Origin of the sequence: Faecalitalea cylindroides ATCC 27803 (assembly GCF_000469305.1) — a bacterium.
Lineage (GTDB): Bacteria > Bacillota_I > Bacilli_A > Erysipelotrichales > Erysipelotrichaceae > Faecalitalea > Faecalitalea cylindroides.
Genome location: NZ_KI270996.1, coordinates 12,280 through 26,176, shown reverse-complemented (window position 1 = coordinate 26,176; position 13,897 = coordinate 12,280). Strand labels below are relative to the sequence as shown.

The window sequence follows — 13,897 nt, the reverse complement described above, 5'->3', positions numbered from 1 at the left end:
ATTTAAATAAAAAAACAGTACGTTTTGTACTGTCTAAAAAATGTAACTATTTCGTGCTTTTGCAGATAGAACAAATCATTCCATCAGGAACTTTTTCTTCAAAACTTTCTTGAACAACAATTTGTTCGTTGTGTCCTGTTTCAGGATGATGAATGACCTCATAGTCTACAACTTCTTGGATCCATTCAGATCGCCAAGATCCGCCTTCGCCACGAAGGGAGTGTTGTTTTATATGGTCGGATATGCCTTCACTTCCTAAAACGGTAAGATCATTTCCACATACGTTGCATATGACATGTTCTCTCATTTCATATATTGGTATTGATTCATCCCAGGCGATCTCATCAATTACATATCTTGTTTCATAAACAGGTTCGTGATAAACAGTTTTATACTGTTGTTTCCAGTTGTGTTTATGAGGCTCCTCTGTATCTTTAAGGGGATTCGTTGTTGATGAAAAAACATTTGCATCTTCCTTCTTATGTTTAGTTTTGCTTTCTTGTGTGTTCGTTTGTTTTTCAGTATCTTTAACGTTTTGTGATTTACCGCTTAATGAAAAAACTGAACCATTTACCAAATCACTATCTTCAGTCTGAATCTCTGCAGCATTAACTTGTATTTTTGGGTCAGTCTGTGTATTTTCTGTATTAGGAACTGAAGTTTGAGCAGCACAACCGGTTAATGAAAACAAGAGAATCAAGACAAAAACCTTTTTCATGGAAATACCTCCTTGTTATCGATTCTATCCATACGATAATTTGGAAGTTGAAAATCTTCAAATGTGAAACTTTTTATTCTTGGCGATAAGACAAAATATAAAACCTATCTAAATAACATGATTTCTTTTCTTATATATAAATAAAGATAAATAATATGAGTTTAAGCCTTTACAGGTGATTCCTTTCGGAAAGTAAAGGGGGTTATAGGGGGAAAACTCAGTCACACATGGCGCAAAGAAACGTACAACCCCCAAATTACGCTGAAAAAGGCTCATTTCTTTAACGGGATTGAGCTTTTTCTTTCTTTTTTTGCCACTCACCTAACAGCTTGATGATCAGTTCTTTTTTCTGGTTAGGTGTGTAAGATCGAGGAAAATATTTGTTGATTTCCTCCATCTTGAAACTGAGTTTTTCTTTTTGATTTGGCTTTTCAGTCAACAACATATCCATCATGGTGTCCGGACTCAATGATCCATCTTGACTTTTTCTTTTCATTTCCTGACTTTGAGATAGGCTTGGAGTCGCTAATGTATCCTGAATGATTTGTACCAACTCATTTTGTTCTTTGATCGTAAGAAACGAAAGTTCATAAGCTGGATTGAGTGCAATCGTGAAACCATCTTCATGAATGCCATCGACCATATCCCGTAAAGGCTTTACAAGATAGGTCAAGCGAATGTAGCGCTGTATTTGATTACGACTTTCTCCAACTTGATCAGCTAAAAGATCGTCGGCACGTTTTAACTTTGTCCCAACTTGGGACGAAGTTAGATCTGTTCGTTTTCCTTGATGTTTCATTGCTTCCAGCTTCATGCGATAGGCGAAACCACGTTCTGTTGGCAAGATGTTTTCTCGTTGGATATTACTATCGACCATGATGATGGTTGCTTGGTCATCATCTAGATCACGGACGATTGCATCAATTTCTTTTGCACCGTTGAATTCTAGTGCAAACTTTCTTCTGTGCCCGGAAATCATTTCATACCCATTGCCATCTTTGTCCGGACGAACGAGTACTGGTATCAAGATTCCATTTTCAAGAACGCTGTCGATGAGCTTTTGCATCTCTTCATCTTGTCTTACATGGAAGGGATGATTCTTAAATGAATGAATCTCATCAATTGGAATCTTCATGACTTTTTCTAGTTTTGCTTCTTGTCTTTGTTCTTCAGTAGAGAAGAGTGATTCTTCATAAGTCGGCAACCCAAGATCAATTTTTCTCATTATGATCACATCCTTTCATCTATCTTTCTTGGATGCATTTATGTTTCAGTTTCTCTGAATGAACAATTTCTTGTGTTAGTTTTTCATATGCTTTGGCAACATTGCTGTCTTTTGCATGTTCAAAAACACTTTTACCAACCACCGTTGCTTCAGCAGCTTTTACACCTATGGGAATGATCGTATCAAATACATTGATGTGATTCCCAAAGTGTTCTCGTAGTGTATCTGCAGTGCTTTTTGCCAGATTTGTTTGCATGTTAGCAAGAGTGATAGCAACCCCTAATACCTTAATACGTGGATTGATTTGGTGCTGAACCTTGTTAATTGTTCCAAGTAGTTTTGTCATGCCTTTTGCAGGTAGATATTGAGCTTGTACTGGAATTAATACTTTATCTGCACTAGATAATGCGTTAATTGTCAACATTCCTAGAGAAGGTGGACAATCTATCAATATGACATCATATTTCTTCCTTAATGGTTCAAGTGTCATATCTAATATTCGTTCTCTGCTCATGACGCTAACAAGCTTTAATTCAAAATCTGCAAGTTCAATATTACTTGGAATGATATCGACATTTTCATCATGGTGGATAATCAGGTCATCAAAATTAATTGGAATGTCTTTAATAGTTCCATTTAAAGCTTCACAAATCGTATGTTCCATATTGTCAGAATTTCTTATTCCTAGACTAGCAGATAAATCAGCCTGTGGATCAAAATCGATGAGTAATACTTTCTTACCTTCTTTTGCGAGACCTATTCCAACGTTCTCGGTCGTAGTCGTTTTTCCAACACCTCCTTTTTGATTGGCAATGACAATTACATTACCGTTCGATTGCATAGTATTTGCCTCCTTTCTAACAAAAAAGCCAACCGCTTGGGTAGGCTATGTAAAATATAATGAATGTGCTATATACTTTAATAAGAGGGAGGAATAGCATGATAATTCAAAATAGTTTAAATTCAGTACTAGATAGATATTTAAAAGATGATACATATTCATATGCAATAATGATAGATGGTGTATGGGGATGTGGAAAAACTTACTTTATAAAAAAATATATAAGTGAGTCCTTTATCGCTAAAAATAAGAAATGTATTTATATATCGTTATATGGACTGGATAGTATTAATGATTTGAATAAACAGATAAAACTACAATATGTTTTTGGTGAAAAATATAAGAAGAAATATGAAATAACAAAAATTGGAACTTCTATTGCATTAGATCTTTTAGAATCAAAAGGAGTAGATAAAAAGTATGTTGATCAGGCATTAAATTTGATTAAAAAGAATTCTCTTGAAGGGAATAATCTCGTATTGATATTAGATGATTTAGAGAGATCTACAATCCCAGTCGTTGAAGTCCTTGGGTATATTAATGGATTAGTTGAACATCAAAAATATAAAGTAATCATTTTGGGTAATGAAGAAGAAATAGATTATGAAACAAGTAATTTAGAATTGAAGTATTTAATCGCAAAAGATCCGAATTTAATTATTAAGGAAGAACAAGACGCTTTAACTGAATTGGTGGAACAGTTGATGAAGGAAAAATGTCGAGGAAATAATAATGGGTATCAAAATGATATACCTAAAGAGAAGATTGATGATAAAAAATTAAAAGAACGAGTGAAAAAATTATTCTCTGAAAAGAGTAAATACTTTTTAATTAAGGAAAAAGTGATTGGAATAACATATAGTTTTGATGTATCGTTAAACGATACAATTAAACAAATACATGATAGTGTCCTATCGACAAAAAGCAATAAGGATTATTATAAGCAGTTAGTTAGTATATTTGATGGATCCATAGATGATATTGCTAAAATTATGACTACCTACAATCATAAAAACTTACGAACCTATCAATTTTATTTAAGTAAAATAATAGGACTGTTTGAATGCTTAACAAATTCGTCTTTAAATAAAGAAATATCTATGTTGATTAAAGATATAAATGTTAAGTTTTTTCAAGAGTGCTTATTTTTTAAGGCAAGTGTCGAAAGAAGTGACAAGTTAAATCTGTTAGAAGATTATCTGGTCGACTATATTAGAGGGCTTGTTAATGTTGATGATATCAATTTTGTTCAGAACATTTGGAAATTTTACGATACAGTTAATTCTGAAAATGAGATAGACTTAGCAATTAGACATATCTACAATTGGTCTGATTGGAATGCAGAAGAGATAAGAGAAAAAATAATATATTTAACTATGCATGTGAAAGATATTGATCCATTAATGTATAAAAGAATTTTGAATAGTTTCGTGTATTTACAAGAACAAAATATAGTTAAAAAAGAGTTGATACAGGAATTCCTTTATCAATTGAGAATAATAATTCATGGTCGAAATCAATCAAAAACTGTAATCCAAGATTTAAGACATATTGTTCTAGAAAACAATATTGAGATGGATATATATGAAAATTATATTAAGATACTAAAATCGGTTAATAACACGGATATATCTATTATCAATCCATTTAATAGTTTTTTTACATCTGAAAAAGAAAAAGTACATTATTTAGATGATTTTACTATACATAATATAAATTATTTGAACGATGAAATTATTGACAAAATGTTGAATGTGATTAAGCACTCAACGTATGGTTCAGAGTTACGAAAAATTTTTGATTCATTATATAAAGTATATTTATCTCAAATTAATGAGTGGAACAATAATACTGCTCTCCAGGAAAATCTTAAATCTTTGAATAAACTTAAAGTTAGAATGAAGGAATTAAACGATTCTTCTCAATTTGATCCGGTAATACAAGTATGGATAAGGAATATTGAACAGAGAATAGATCGTATTTTAAAATCTTTAGGAAATAAATAGCTCAATGTTTGTAAAAAAATTTTAAACATTGGTAATGTTGTTCAATTTGCAAATTATACACCCCTTTCCGGTTAGCCAACCGCGTGGATTGGCTATGTAAGTGAAATACTTTTAATTGAAAAAATCCTTTATATTCCTGTTAATTCATTTCCAATCTCAAATAATAGTTAAAAGTACTTAAAATTCCTAATATTAAGTCAAATTGAGGGGGTAGTGGGGTATCCCGTGTGAGTTCAAGTCTCATCGGCCTCACCATTATTGAATAAAGAACATTTAAGAATATTAGTGTAAATTATTATTAAAGCTCAAATATGTATAGAAGTATTTGGGCTTTTTTATATACGAATTTATTATATATAATGGAATATTAAATTAGAGGCATTACAAAATGTGTTCTATAGATAAATATAATTATTCTTGAATGGTATTATTCTTTAATTTGTATATTTTCATTTTCTCTAATATCTAAGATATATGTTACTAATGCGGAAACTATAAAAGCAATGATTGCACCGATGATGGCATAAATAAGATTTAAGGTGCTACCTCCGACGAAACTTAAAAGCGCCAAAAAACTAGCAACCGGTAAAAAGTTATATACTTGTAATCCAACGATGGAAGCGAATAAACCAGCAACAAATCCACCGCACATCATCCCTATAAAAGGTCGTTTGTATTTTACACCAATTCCATATAATCCAGGTTCTGTAACACCTCCAATCATTTGTGCAATAATATATGAGACAGCTAAAGATTTTTCTTTTTTTTCTTTCAGTCTAAGTAAAGTTCCAAAACACATTCCTCCTACAGTAAATGCAGCTAACAAAACCGATGGAGCAATAATTGTTTCAACACCTTCTTGCGCTAATATCATGAATATTGTAGTAATGAAAAGCCAATGCATGCCGGCCATGACAATATATTCCCAAAAAGCAGCAATTAAGGCTGTACAAAGAATTGTAGCCAATCCACCCAAATTTCCTAACGTAATTAAACTGTAGTTTATATATTCTCCTATAATGGAACCTAGGGGTCCTAAAACGCATAGAGCTATTGGTAAAATCAAGGCAATTGATAAAGTGGGAGAGAAAATAGCCGATAAAGATTGAGGAATATATTTATTAAAGAATTTTTCAATGTACGAGAATACAAAAACAGATAATAAGATGGGAATAATTGTTGAAGAATAATTTTGTACATGACAAGGGATTCCATAGACATTAAAATTCGTTTTGTTTTCGGCCATTTGTACAAAAGTTGGATGCAGCATGATGGCGCCGATAAACATTCCAAGAATGACATTACAATTAAAATGTTTCGCTGCCGTATATCCAATCATGATCGGAAAAAAATAAAATCCAGCATCTCCGGTAAAAGTTAATAAAATGTATAAAGCGTCTTTATCGGATACCCAGTGTAACATATCAGGGCCTAAAATAGCTGCAAGTGTTTTAAACATTGAGGCAGCAATTAACATAGGAATTAATGGCATTAAACAAGAAGAGAGTACATCTAAGAAAATAGAAACTCCGTGTTTACATTTATTGATCATAAGCAACATCTCCTTACTGAAAGTATAGTAGAGTATTTTTGTTTTTAACAAGATATATCTTTTAATATTTGTATATACTTTAAAATTTTTTTTGAAACAAAGATAATACCAAAATTTTTGTTTGAAAATTTATTGTAATACAAAAATCAGGGGGTATAATAAAATTAAATACTACTATATTAAAATTTCGTGAGGAAAATCGTAATGCCAATAAATCATACTCAATTAACAATAATAATTTCTGTTTTGTGCATAATAATTGCATTTTTTTGTCAAGTATTCATAAAACAAAAGAAAAGACGAATTATTGTTATTTTGTGTGTGATTTTAACTTTTATATGTTCTACTATGATATTCGCTCGCTTTGATAATCCTCCTATTCAAGCAATGATGAGTGAGAATCGGATAATCTTTAAGAAAGATGAAATTATTCGATTTAACAATATTAAAAATATTACATATTTTGAAGATGTAGAACTCGATTTATCTGCAAATGGATATAGATGGGATGATGGTATTTATTATTCTGGTGATGCAGCTTTTAATATCACAGATGACGATACGACTCTTTTATCCGTGCCGAAATGTAGAGCTTATATAACTTATGTCGTTAAGAATTATATTTATGTTTATACGGATAAAGAGAATGAAAAATTTATTTTTAATTTGGAAACAGAAGAAGCAACAAAACAATTCTATGATAAAATAAGATCATCTATAAATCAGATTGATTAATTATTCTGTACGTAAATGATAAATCTTTATAAATGTTGTTGGAGGAAATATGAAAAAGGCTTATTTAATACCATGTATTATTTTTGGACTAGGTATAGGTATTGCACTTATTTGCATTTTCTATTTTACTTCATTGCAAACGATTCAAATTGAATATGGTAACGATGAAATCGTGATTAAAGAAGAAGGGTACAATTTAGAAGAGATAATTAAATTAGATGAAGTAAAAGAAATAGAATATATTGAAAATGATGTATTATTATCTGATTCCACTAAAGTTAGAGGACCAATAAAACCACATAAAAAAATACCTAGAAGCCAAATTATGAAGGAAAATGTAGCATCTTCAAGAGGTGTTGATACTAGAGAATTTGCAGCAGGAGAAGGGTATAGTGAGTTGTTTGGCAATTGCAAAGTATATATATTTTGGAATCAATGTTCATATATTGCAATCAAGACAAAAGATTCATATATTTTATTAAATAAAAAAGGCGATGAACAGACCTATGAATTTTACTCACAATTGATGGAGGATTTGGAATAGATGGTCAATGATTAAATATTGATGTCTATGTGTTTAAGATAAAATGATTGTTCGCAAATAAAAAATTCGAAAATATAAAAGATGGATATCTAGTCAATTTTGATATCCATCTTTTTAATAGATTAAATCATGAAATATAAGATTGCGATTAAATGACAAATCGATGCAAGAACAATAAAAATGTGCCAGGTAAAGTGAAACATATATTTTTGTGGTTTGGAATAAAAGAACACACCAATCGTATAAAGAACACCTCCTGCAATAATAAGTCCTAAGAAGATTGGTGAACTTTTTTGAATCAATACAGGAATTACAAAAATCGCAAGCCATCCCATAACCATATAAATGACCATTGATAAAATTGGATGACTGTTCTTTGCAATTGATTTTAATAAAATACCAAATAAAACCATGATCCATTCAATGACAAGGATTATAATTCCAGTAAAATCATCCATTAAAGTTAAGCAAATAGGTGTATATGTTCCGGCAATCGCAAGAAGGATCATAATGTGATCGAGTTTTCTAAACACATATTTATGCATACTTTCATGTTTCATAGCATGATACAGGCATGAAACCATGAACATGAAGATAAGGCAAATAAAGTAAATTGCGATTCCAGTTGCGAATTTTGGACCACCTTTTAGATATGCGTATATAGAATAATATGGCAAGGTAAACAACAATAATAGACCCATTACACCATGACTGATTGAGTTACCAACTTCTTCAGAAAAGCGTAATGGATATGTGTATTTCATACTTTTACTTTTTTTCATAGGTATACTATAGGCTTAATTGTTAACTTTTTCAACTATTAAAAAAAAGATTTGATTATCAAACGATGACATATTAAAACTATTTTTTTGTTGCATCTCTTGCGATGATTTATTTTTATATAGCGTTATTATATAATAATATTGAATGATGGTGAGATAAGTATTCTATACTGTATAGAGCAAAATAATATAAAGAATAATGTTTAATTAATATAAGCTATCGCTTTAGGAGAATTCTATGGAATGGTTATTTACATTAATTATGAATATATCTCTAGGATCAATTTTAATTGTATGTGGATACTTAATTTGGAAAAAACAAAAGATTTCTTTAATTCGTAGGTACCATTATAAAAGAGTAAGAGATCAAGATAGAAAAATATATTGTGCAGAAATAGGTGTGGCACTGATAATCGTTGGCCTAAGTTTCATTTTTATGTGGTTAATCAATTACTTTACAAATGTATCATATGGCATTCTTTTTCTAGCTGTTGGTTTCGTTACAGGAATGTTTCTTTTTGTACATGCAGAGATAAAATTTAACCGAGATAAATTTTAGTATGCAACCGTCTATAAAAGGTTGATTTTATTTACTATATAATGAAATCTATCTAACAGGGTTCATTATTTATTTGTTATAAAGAATTTAGAGCTAATTTTGAAGGGAGGAATATTCATGAAACAACAGCATCGTACTTTATATTTAATTCTTGTGCTCGTTTTTGCCTTGTCCTTGCCATTATTTGATATTTTAGAATATATACAACTTCGACAAATGCAAACATCATATCAACTTGGATATTTGTTATGGGTAAATCGACCGCTTGTAATGCCGTTCTGTTCTTTGTGTTTAGGATGGTCTTTAATTCGATTTCTAGGACTTCAAAAAACAAATTTTAAAATATTCATAGTATTTGTAGCGTTATTGATCTCATATACAATTTTTATGATGCCTTGGTGCATGATTCCTTTACTTCAATGGACTCTTCCATGGCCAACATACGTAAATATAATTTCAATAATCATTTCTGAGATTGATTTTTTACCAGCTTATTTTGTTATAATAGGAATAGGTTTGGCATATTTTCGAAAAGGGAAAACAGATAAAAGTCTTTCTACAGAGCAAACAGATGAATGACTGAGTTTTAAGATATATGTTTAAATTAGAAGAAGGATTGAAATTCTTCTTCTTTTCTTTTGAACTTTGTTGATAAAGTTTAGAAGAGTGTTAATTTTTGTGGCTACATATTCTAAAAAAGAGGGTTTCTTGCTATAATGTTTAGTGGTTTAGAATGAGGTGAATCCATGTTTTTAAAAAGAATCGAACTTCAAGGATTCAAGAGTTTTGCCGATAAGACGATCATTCAATTTGAAAATGATATTACTGGTATCGTTGGACCAAATGGTTGTGGTAAGAGCAATGTTAACGATGCGATACGATGGGTACTTGGTGAACAAAGTGTTAAATCACTTCGTTCAGGTAGTTCAATGGCAGATATTATTTTCTCTGGTAGTGAATATCGTAAACCTGTAAATATGGCGAAAGTTACTCTTGTGTTTGATAATTCTACAAAAGTATTTGATTCTCCATTTGAGGAAATTGAAATAACTCGTCAATTACAGCGTTCTACCAATGAGGCTAGTTATTTTATCAATAAAACACCGTGCCGTTTAAAAGATATAACAGATCTGGTAATGGATACAGGATTGGGAAGAGATTCATTGAGTATCATCACACAGGGGAATATCTCTTCTTTTGCGGATGCAAAACCAGAAGATAGACGTTTATTATTTGAAGAGGCAGCGGGTGTATCTAAGTATAAAAAGCGTAAGAAAATTTCTTTAAATAAATTAAATCAAACAAAAGAAAATTTAGATCGTTTACAAGATATCTTAGATGAATTAGAAAGACAATTAACGCCATTATCAAGACAAGCTAAGAAAGCTGAAAAATTTCTTAAATTAAGAGAAGAACTTTCTAAAATAGAAATTAGTGTTCTTGCGGAAGAGATTGAATCTTTAAATTCACAAATAGAAAAATTACAGAAATCTTTGTTTGAAAACAAAACGATCTATACTTCAAAAGAAGCATCTTTATCTAAACAAGATCTGGATATCATGGATCTAAGAAAAGAGATGTATGCTTTAGATAAACAAATCAATGAGCTTCAAGGCGAATATACAAAAGCTATGGAAGAAAGTTACCAGTTGGAAAAAAGGAAGGTCGAACTGGATGAAAAACGTAAATATGCGATGTCTATGGCAGATAATGCTAAACGAAAAGAACAGTTAAAAACATTAGTAGATGAAGCTCGCTTTGAGTATTTTGATCGTAAAGCTCGTTTTGATAAACAAAAGGCTGAATTAGAACTTCATACTAAGAGCATGAATGATTTAAAATCAAAAACACAAAGAGCAGAGTATGAATTTCGACAGGCTAATGATGTATATCAACAGTTGTTAAATCAAAAACAGATCTTGGAAAATCTTGCCAAACAGCCATTCCAGCATCAAGCTGGTGTACGAGCCATTATGAGTGCCAGACGTTCTTTATCTGGGATCGAAGGGGTTATCAGTGAATTGCTGAAGGCGCATAATAATATGGCGAATGCAATTAATGCGGCTTTAGGCGGTAGTGTTTATAATATTGTCACAATAGATGAAAGATCTGCACGAGAAGCCATTCGCTTTCTTAAGAAAAATCGCAGTGGGCGTGCAACGTTCTTACCAATGACTGTATGTAAACCTCGTTTTGCTTCAAATAATCAACAACTCATTGCTTCAAATTGTAATGGATTTATCGATTGGGCATGCAATTTAGTAGACTGCGATGAAAAATATGGGGATCTAAGAGATCGTCTGTTGGGAAATGTATTGGTAATTGATACATTGGAAAATGCCAACGAAGCTGCCAAAATGTTAAATTATCAAATTAAAGTTGTAACTTTAGATGGCGATATTGTTCATACGGGTGGTAGTATGACAGGTGGTATTACCAAAAATCAGACAACTCCAATGACCATTCGTTCTCAAATTGAATCGATTCAGTCTCAAATTGATGGTCAGAAATTAAAGGTTGATACTTTAAAAGAAGAAGTCCGTGTATTAAATACTCGCCTTGATGATGAAACGGATACATGTGTCCATTTACAAATTGAACAAGCTAAATTAGAAAATATATTGGCTACAAAAAAACAAAAGTATGATGACTATGCAGCTGAACTGAATCAGTTAGGTGTAGAATTAGATGAATCTAAAGAATTTGTTGAAGATGAAATTGTCGTTTTGATGTCTAAGATGCATGCACGTATTGATGAAATTACATCAAATATGCAATCTCTTCGTCAAAAACGTTTTAATAAGGGCAATCAAGTCGAAGAAATGGAAAATCAAGTTCGTTTGACAAGACGTGAAATGAGTTCTTTACAAAGCGAGATTCATCAAGATGAATTAAAGCTTACTCAACAACAAACGTATTTAGAAAACGCATTGATGCGTTTAAATACTGATTATCAAATGACCTATGAAAATGCGAAATCGCAAAAAGAAGATATCGATATTGAACAGGCCAAAGAAAGAGTTTTATTCTTACGTCAGGAAATTAATAAATTAGGAAATGTTAACCTTGATGCACCAAAAGAATATGAAGAAATCAAGGAACGCTTTGATTTCATGACAAGTCAAAAAGAAGATTTGGAAAAAGCCAGTGAACAGATCTTAGCGGCTATTGATGAAATGGATCAAACAATGATCACGCAATTCAAAGATATGTTTGATAAGATCAATGCAGAGCTGGATGGAATCTTTAAATCTATGTTTGGTGGAGGTAAGGCAAAACTTTCCATGGTGGATCCAGATGATATCTTGAATACTGGTATTGATATTGATGTCCAGCCACCAGGCAAGCTTGTTAAAAACATTCAGGCGTTCTCGGGTGGAGAAAAAGCTTTGATCGCAATCAGTGTCTTGTTTGCGATATTAAAGGCAAGAACGATACCATTGTGTATTTTCGATGAGGTGGAAGCGGCATTAGACCAGGCTAATGTTGAACGATTTGCGAAGTATTTATCACATTATCGTGGTCAGTCTCAATTTATTGTGGTAACACATAGGCCAGGAACTATGGAACAATGTGATACTTTGTATGGTGTAACCATGCAAAAAGATGGTGTATCTAAACTGTTGCGTGTACAATTGAAAGATGCAATCCATTATACAGACAAGGAGGCAGAACAATAATGGCTTTCTTTCAGAAGATTAAAGAAGCATTTATTAAAAATGAAGATAAAGACAAATATTTGAGTGGGCTTGATCGTTCAAAGAAAAGCTTTGGTGATAGATTAAGAGCTCTATCTAATAATTTTCATGGAATCAATGATGAATTATTAGAAGAAATCATGGTGATACTATTGGAAAGCGATGTTGGTATTCATACAGCTCAAAAAATCGTAGATGCGTTTGAATCCAATGCCAAAGATTTGAAGAACTATGATTCAATGGAGGATTATTTGATCAGTATTCTTTATGATTTTTATGATGAAGAACAGGATGCGCCAATCAATTATAACGAAGATGGTCCTACAGTTATCTTAATGGTTGGTGTTAATGGATCAGGGAAAACAACAACTTCGGCTAAATTGATCCGTCACTATCTTCAACAACAAAAATCAGTAGCTGTGGTGGCTGCCGATACTTTTAGGGCTGGCGCTATTGATCAAATTGATACATGGGCAAATCGATTAGGCGTTCCATGTATTAAAGGAAAACCAAATCAAGATCCAAGCAGTGTGATCGTGGATGGTTGTCGTTATGCCAAGGAACATAACGTTGATATTTTGATTTGTGATACAGCCGGTCGTTTACAAAATAAGACAAACTTAATGAATGAACTTTCTAAGATGCGTCGTGTCGTTTCAAAAGAAATTGAAGGTGGACCTCATGAAGTATGGCTTGTTCTTGATGCGACAACTGGACAGAATGGTATTTCACAGGCAAAGATCTTTTTAGAGGCTACAGATGTAAGTGGAATCGTCCTGACCAAAATGGATGGTACCGCAAAGGGTGGGGTAGTCTTGGCTATTCGAGATTTGTTACATTTACCAGTTCGCTTCTTGGGCTTAGGTGAAAAACCGGAAGATCTAAAAAGTTTTGATATCAATGCTTTCTTGATGGGAATCACGAAAGGTATGGATTCGGATGAATAAAGTTTATTATAATGAACTTTATGATATATATGGCTCTTTACTGACAAAACGTCAACAGGAGATCCTTCAATTGTATTTTCAGGAAGACTTCTCCTATGCAGAAATCAGCGAAGAACTTTCTATTTCTCGTGCTGCCGTATTGGATGCGGTACATAAAGGATGCAATGCGTTACAGAAATATGAAGACTGTATCCATTACATCGAACATCGAAATCAAGTTTTTGAATTAATTAAGGATGATTCGATCCTTTTGGAAAAAATACAGGAGATATTATAGGAGGAAAAAAGAA

General features: G+C 31.9%; 13 protein-coding genes. 8 read left to right on the top strand and 5 right to left on the bottom strand.

Annotation, left to right across the window (positions count from 1 at the left end):
- Window positions 1–46: 46 nt before the first annotated feature.
- The 3 genes from HMPREF0367_RS05075 to HMPREF0367_RS05065 all read right to left on the bottom strand — a co-directional run bounded on the left by HMPREF0367_RS05075 (window position 47) and on the right by HMPREF0367_RS05065 (window position 2,784).
- Entirely contained in the window at window positions 47–718 is a 672-nt protein-coding gene (locus HMPREF0367_RS05075; RefSeq protein ID WP_035401828.1) for a hypothetical protein, read from the bottom strand.
- Window positions 719–998: 280 nt separating this feature from the next.
- Entirely contained in the window at window positions 999–1,943 is a 945-nt protein-coding gene (locus tag HMPREF0367_RS05070; protein ID WP_035401825.1) for a ParB/RepB/Spo0J family partition protein, read from the bottom strand.
- Window positions 1,944–1,962: 19 nt separating this feature from the next.
- Window positions 1,963–2,784, bottom strand: coding sequence for a ParA family protein (locus tag HMPREF0367_RS05065; protein ID WP_035401822.1), 822 nt, complete (start codon window positions 2,782–2,784; stop codon window positions 1,963–1,965).
- 98 nt (window positions 2,785–2,882) lie between these two features.
- Here HMPREF0367_RS05065 and HMPREF0367_RS05060 point away from each other — a divergent pair, with 98 nt between their 5' ends.
- Window positions 2,883–4,790, top strand: a complete 1,908-nt coding sequence (locus HMPREF0367_RS05060; RefSeq protein ID WP_035401819.1) for a P-loop NTPase fold protein — start codon at window positions 2,883–2,885, stop codon at window positions 4,788–4,790.
- Between the two features lie 427 nt (window positions 4,791–5,217).
- Here HMPREF0367_RS05060 and HMPREF0367_RS05055 read toward each other — a convergent pair whose 3' ends face one another.
- A complete protein-coding gene (locus HMPREF0367_RS05055; protein ID WP_051335181.1) occupies window positions 5,218–6,342 on the bottom strand; it encodes a PTS sugar transporter subunit IIC in 1,125 nt (374 codons plus the stop codon).
- A 204-nt stretch (window positions 6,343–6,546) separates the two neighbouring features.
- On the opposite strand from HMPREF0367_RS05055, the gene HMPREF0367_RS05050 reads away from it, so the two are divergent.
- On the top strand, window positions 6,547–7,077 hold the full coding sequence (locus HMPREF0367_RS05050) for a hypothetical protein (RefSeq protein ID WP_035401817.1): 531 nt from the start codon (window positions 6,547–6,549) through the stop codon (window positions 7,075–7,077).
- 49 nt (window positions 7,078–7,126) lie between these two features.
- On the top strand, window positions 7,127–7,621 hold the full coding sequence (locus HMPREF0367_RS05045; protein ID WP_035401814.1) for a hypothetical protein: 495 nt from the start codon (window positions 7,127–7,129) through the stop codon (window positions 7,619–7,621).
- A gap of 122 nt (window positions 7,622–7,743) precedes the next feature.
- On the opposite strand, the gene trhA is transcribed toward HMPREF0367_RS05045, so the two are convergent.
- Window positions 7,744–8,385 carry a PAQR family membrane homeostasis protein TrhA gene (gene trhA / locus HMPREF0367_RS05040; protein ID WP_015536041.1) on the bottom strand — a complete coding sequence of 214 codons (642 nt, stop codon included), beginning with the start codon at window positions 8,383–8,385 and terminating at the stop codon, window positions 7,744–7,746.
- Between the two features lie 256 nt (window positions 8,386–8,641).
- On the opposite strand from trhA, the gene HMPREF0367_RS05035 reads away from it, so the two are divergent.
- From HMPREF0367_RS05035 to HMPREF0367_RS05015, 5 genes are all read left to right on the top strand, one after another.
- On the top strand, window positions 8,642–8,962 hold the full coding sequence (locus HMPREF0367_RS05035; protein ID WP_035401811.1) for a DUF3784 domain-containing protein: 321 nt from the start codon (window positions 8,642–8,644) through the stop codon (window positions 8,960–8,962).
- A 117-nt stretch (window positions 8,963–9,079) separates the two neighbouring features.
- Window positions 9,080–9,541 (top strand): hypothetical protein, encoded by a 462-nt coding sequence (locus HMPREF0367_RS05030; RefSeq protein ID WP_035401807.1) that lies wholly within the window; start codon window positions 9,080–9,082, stop codon window positions 9,539–9,541.
- A 167-nt stretch (window positions 9,542–9,708) separates the two neighbouring features.
- Complete coding sequence (locus HMPREF0367_RS05025) at window positions 9,709–12,642, top strand: AAA family ATPase (RefSeq protein ID WP_035401804.1); 2,934 nt, start codon at window positions 9,709–9,711, stop codon at window positions 12,640–12,642.
- Window positions 12,642–13,607 (top strand): signal recognition particle-docking protein FtsY, encoded by a 966-nt coding sequence (gene ftsY / locus HMPREF0367_RS05020; RefSeq protein ID WP_022356479.1) that lies wholly within the window; start codon window positions 12,642–12,644, stop codon window positions 13,605–13,607. The genes HMPREF0367_RS05025 and ftsY overlap by 1 nt, the downstream gene beginning before the upstream one ends.
- Complete coding sequence (locus tag HMPREF0367_RS05015) at window positions 13,600–13,884, top strand: sigma factor-like helix-turn-helix DNA-binding protein (protein WP_015536038.1); 285 nt, start codon at window positions 13,600–13,602, stop codon at window positions 13,882–13,884. Before ftsY ends, HMPREF0367_RS05015 begins: the two co-directional genes overlap by 8 nt.
- Window positions 13,885–13,897 lie beyond the last annotated feature (13 nt).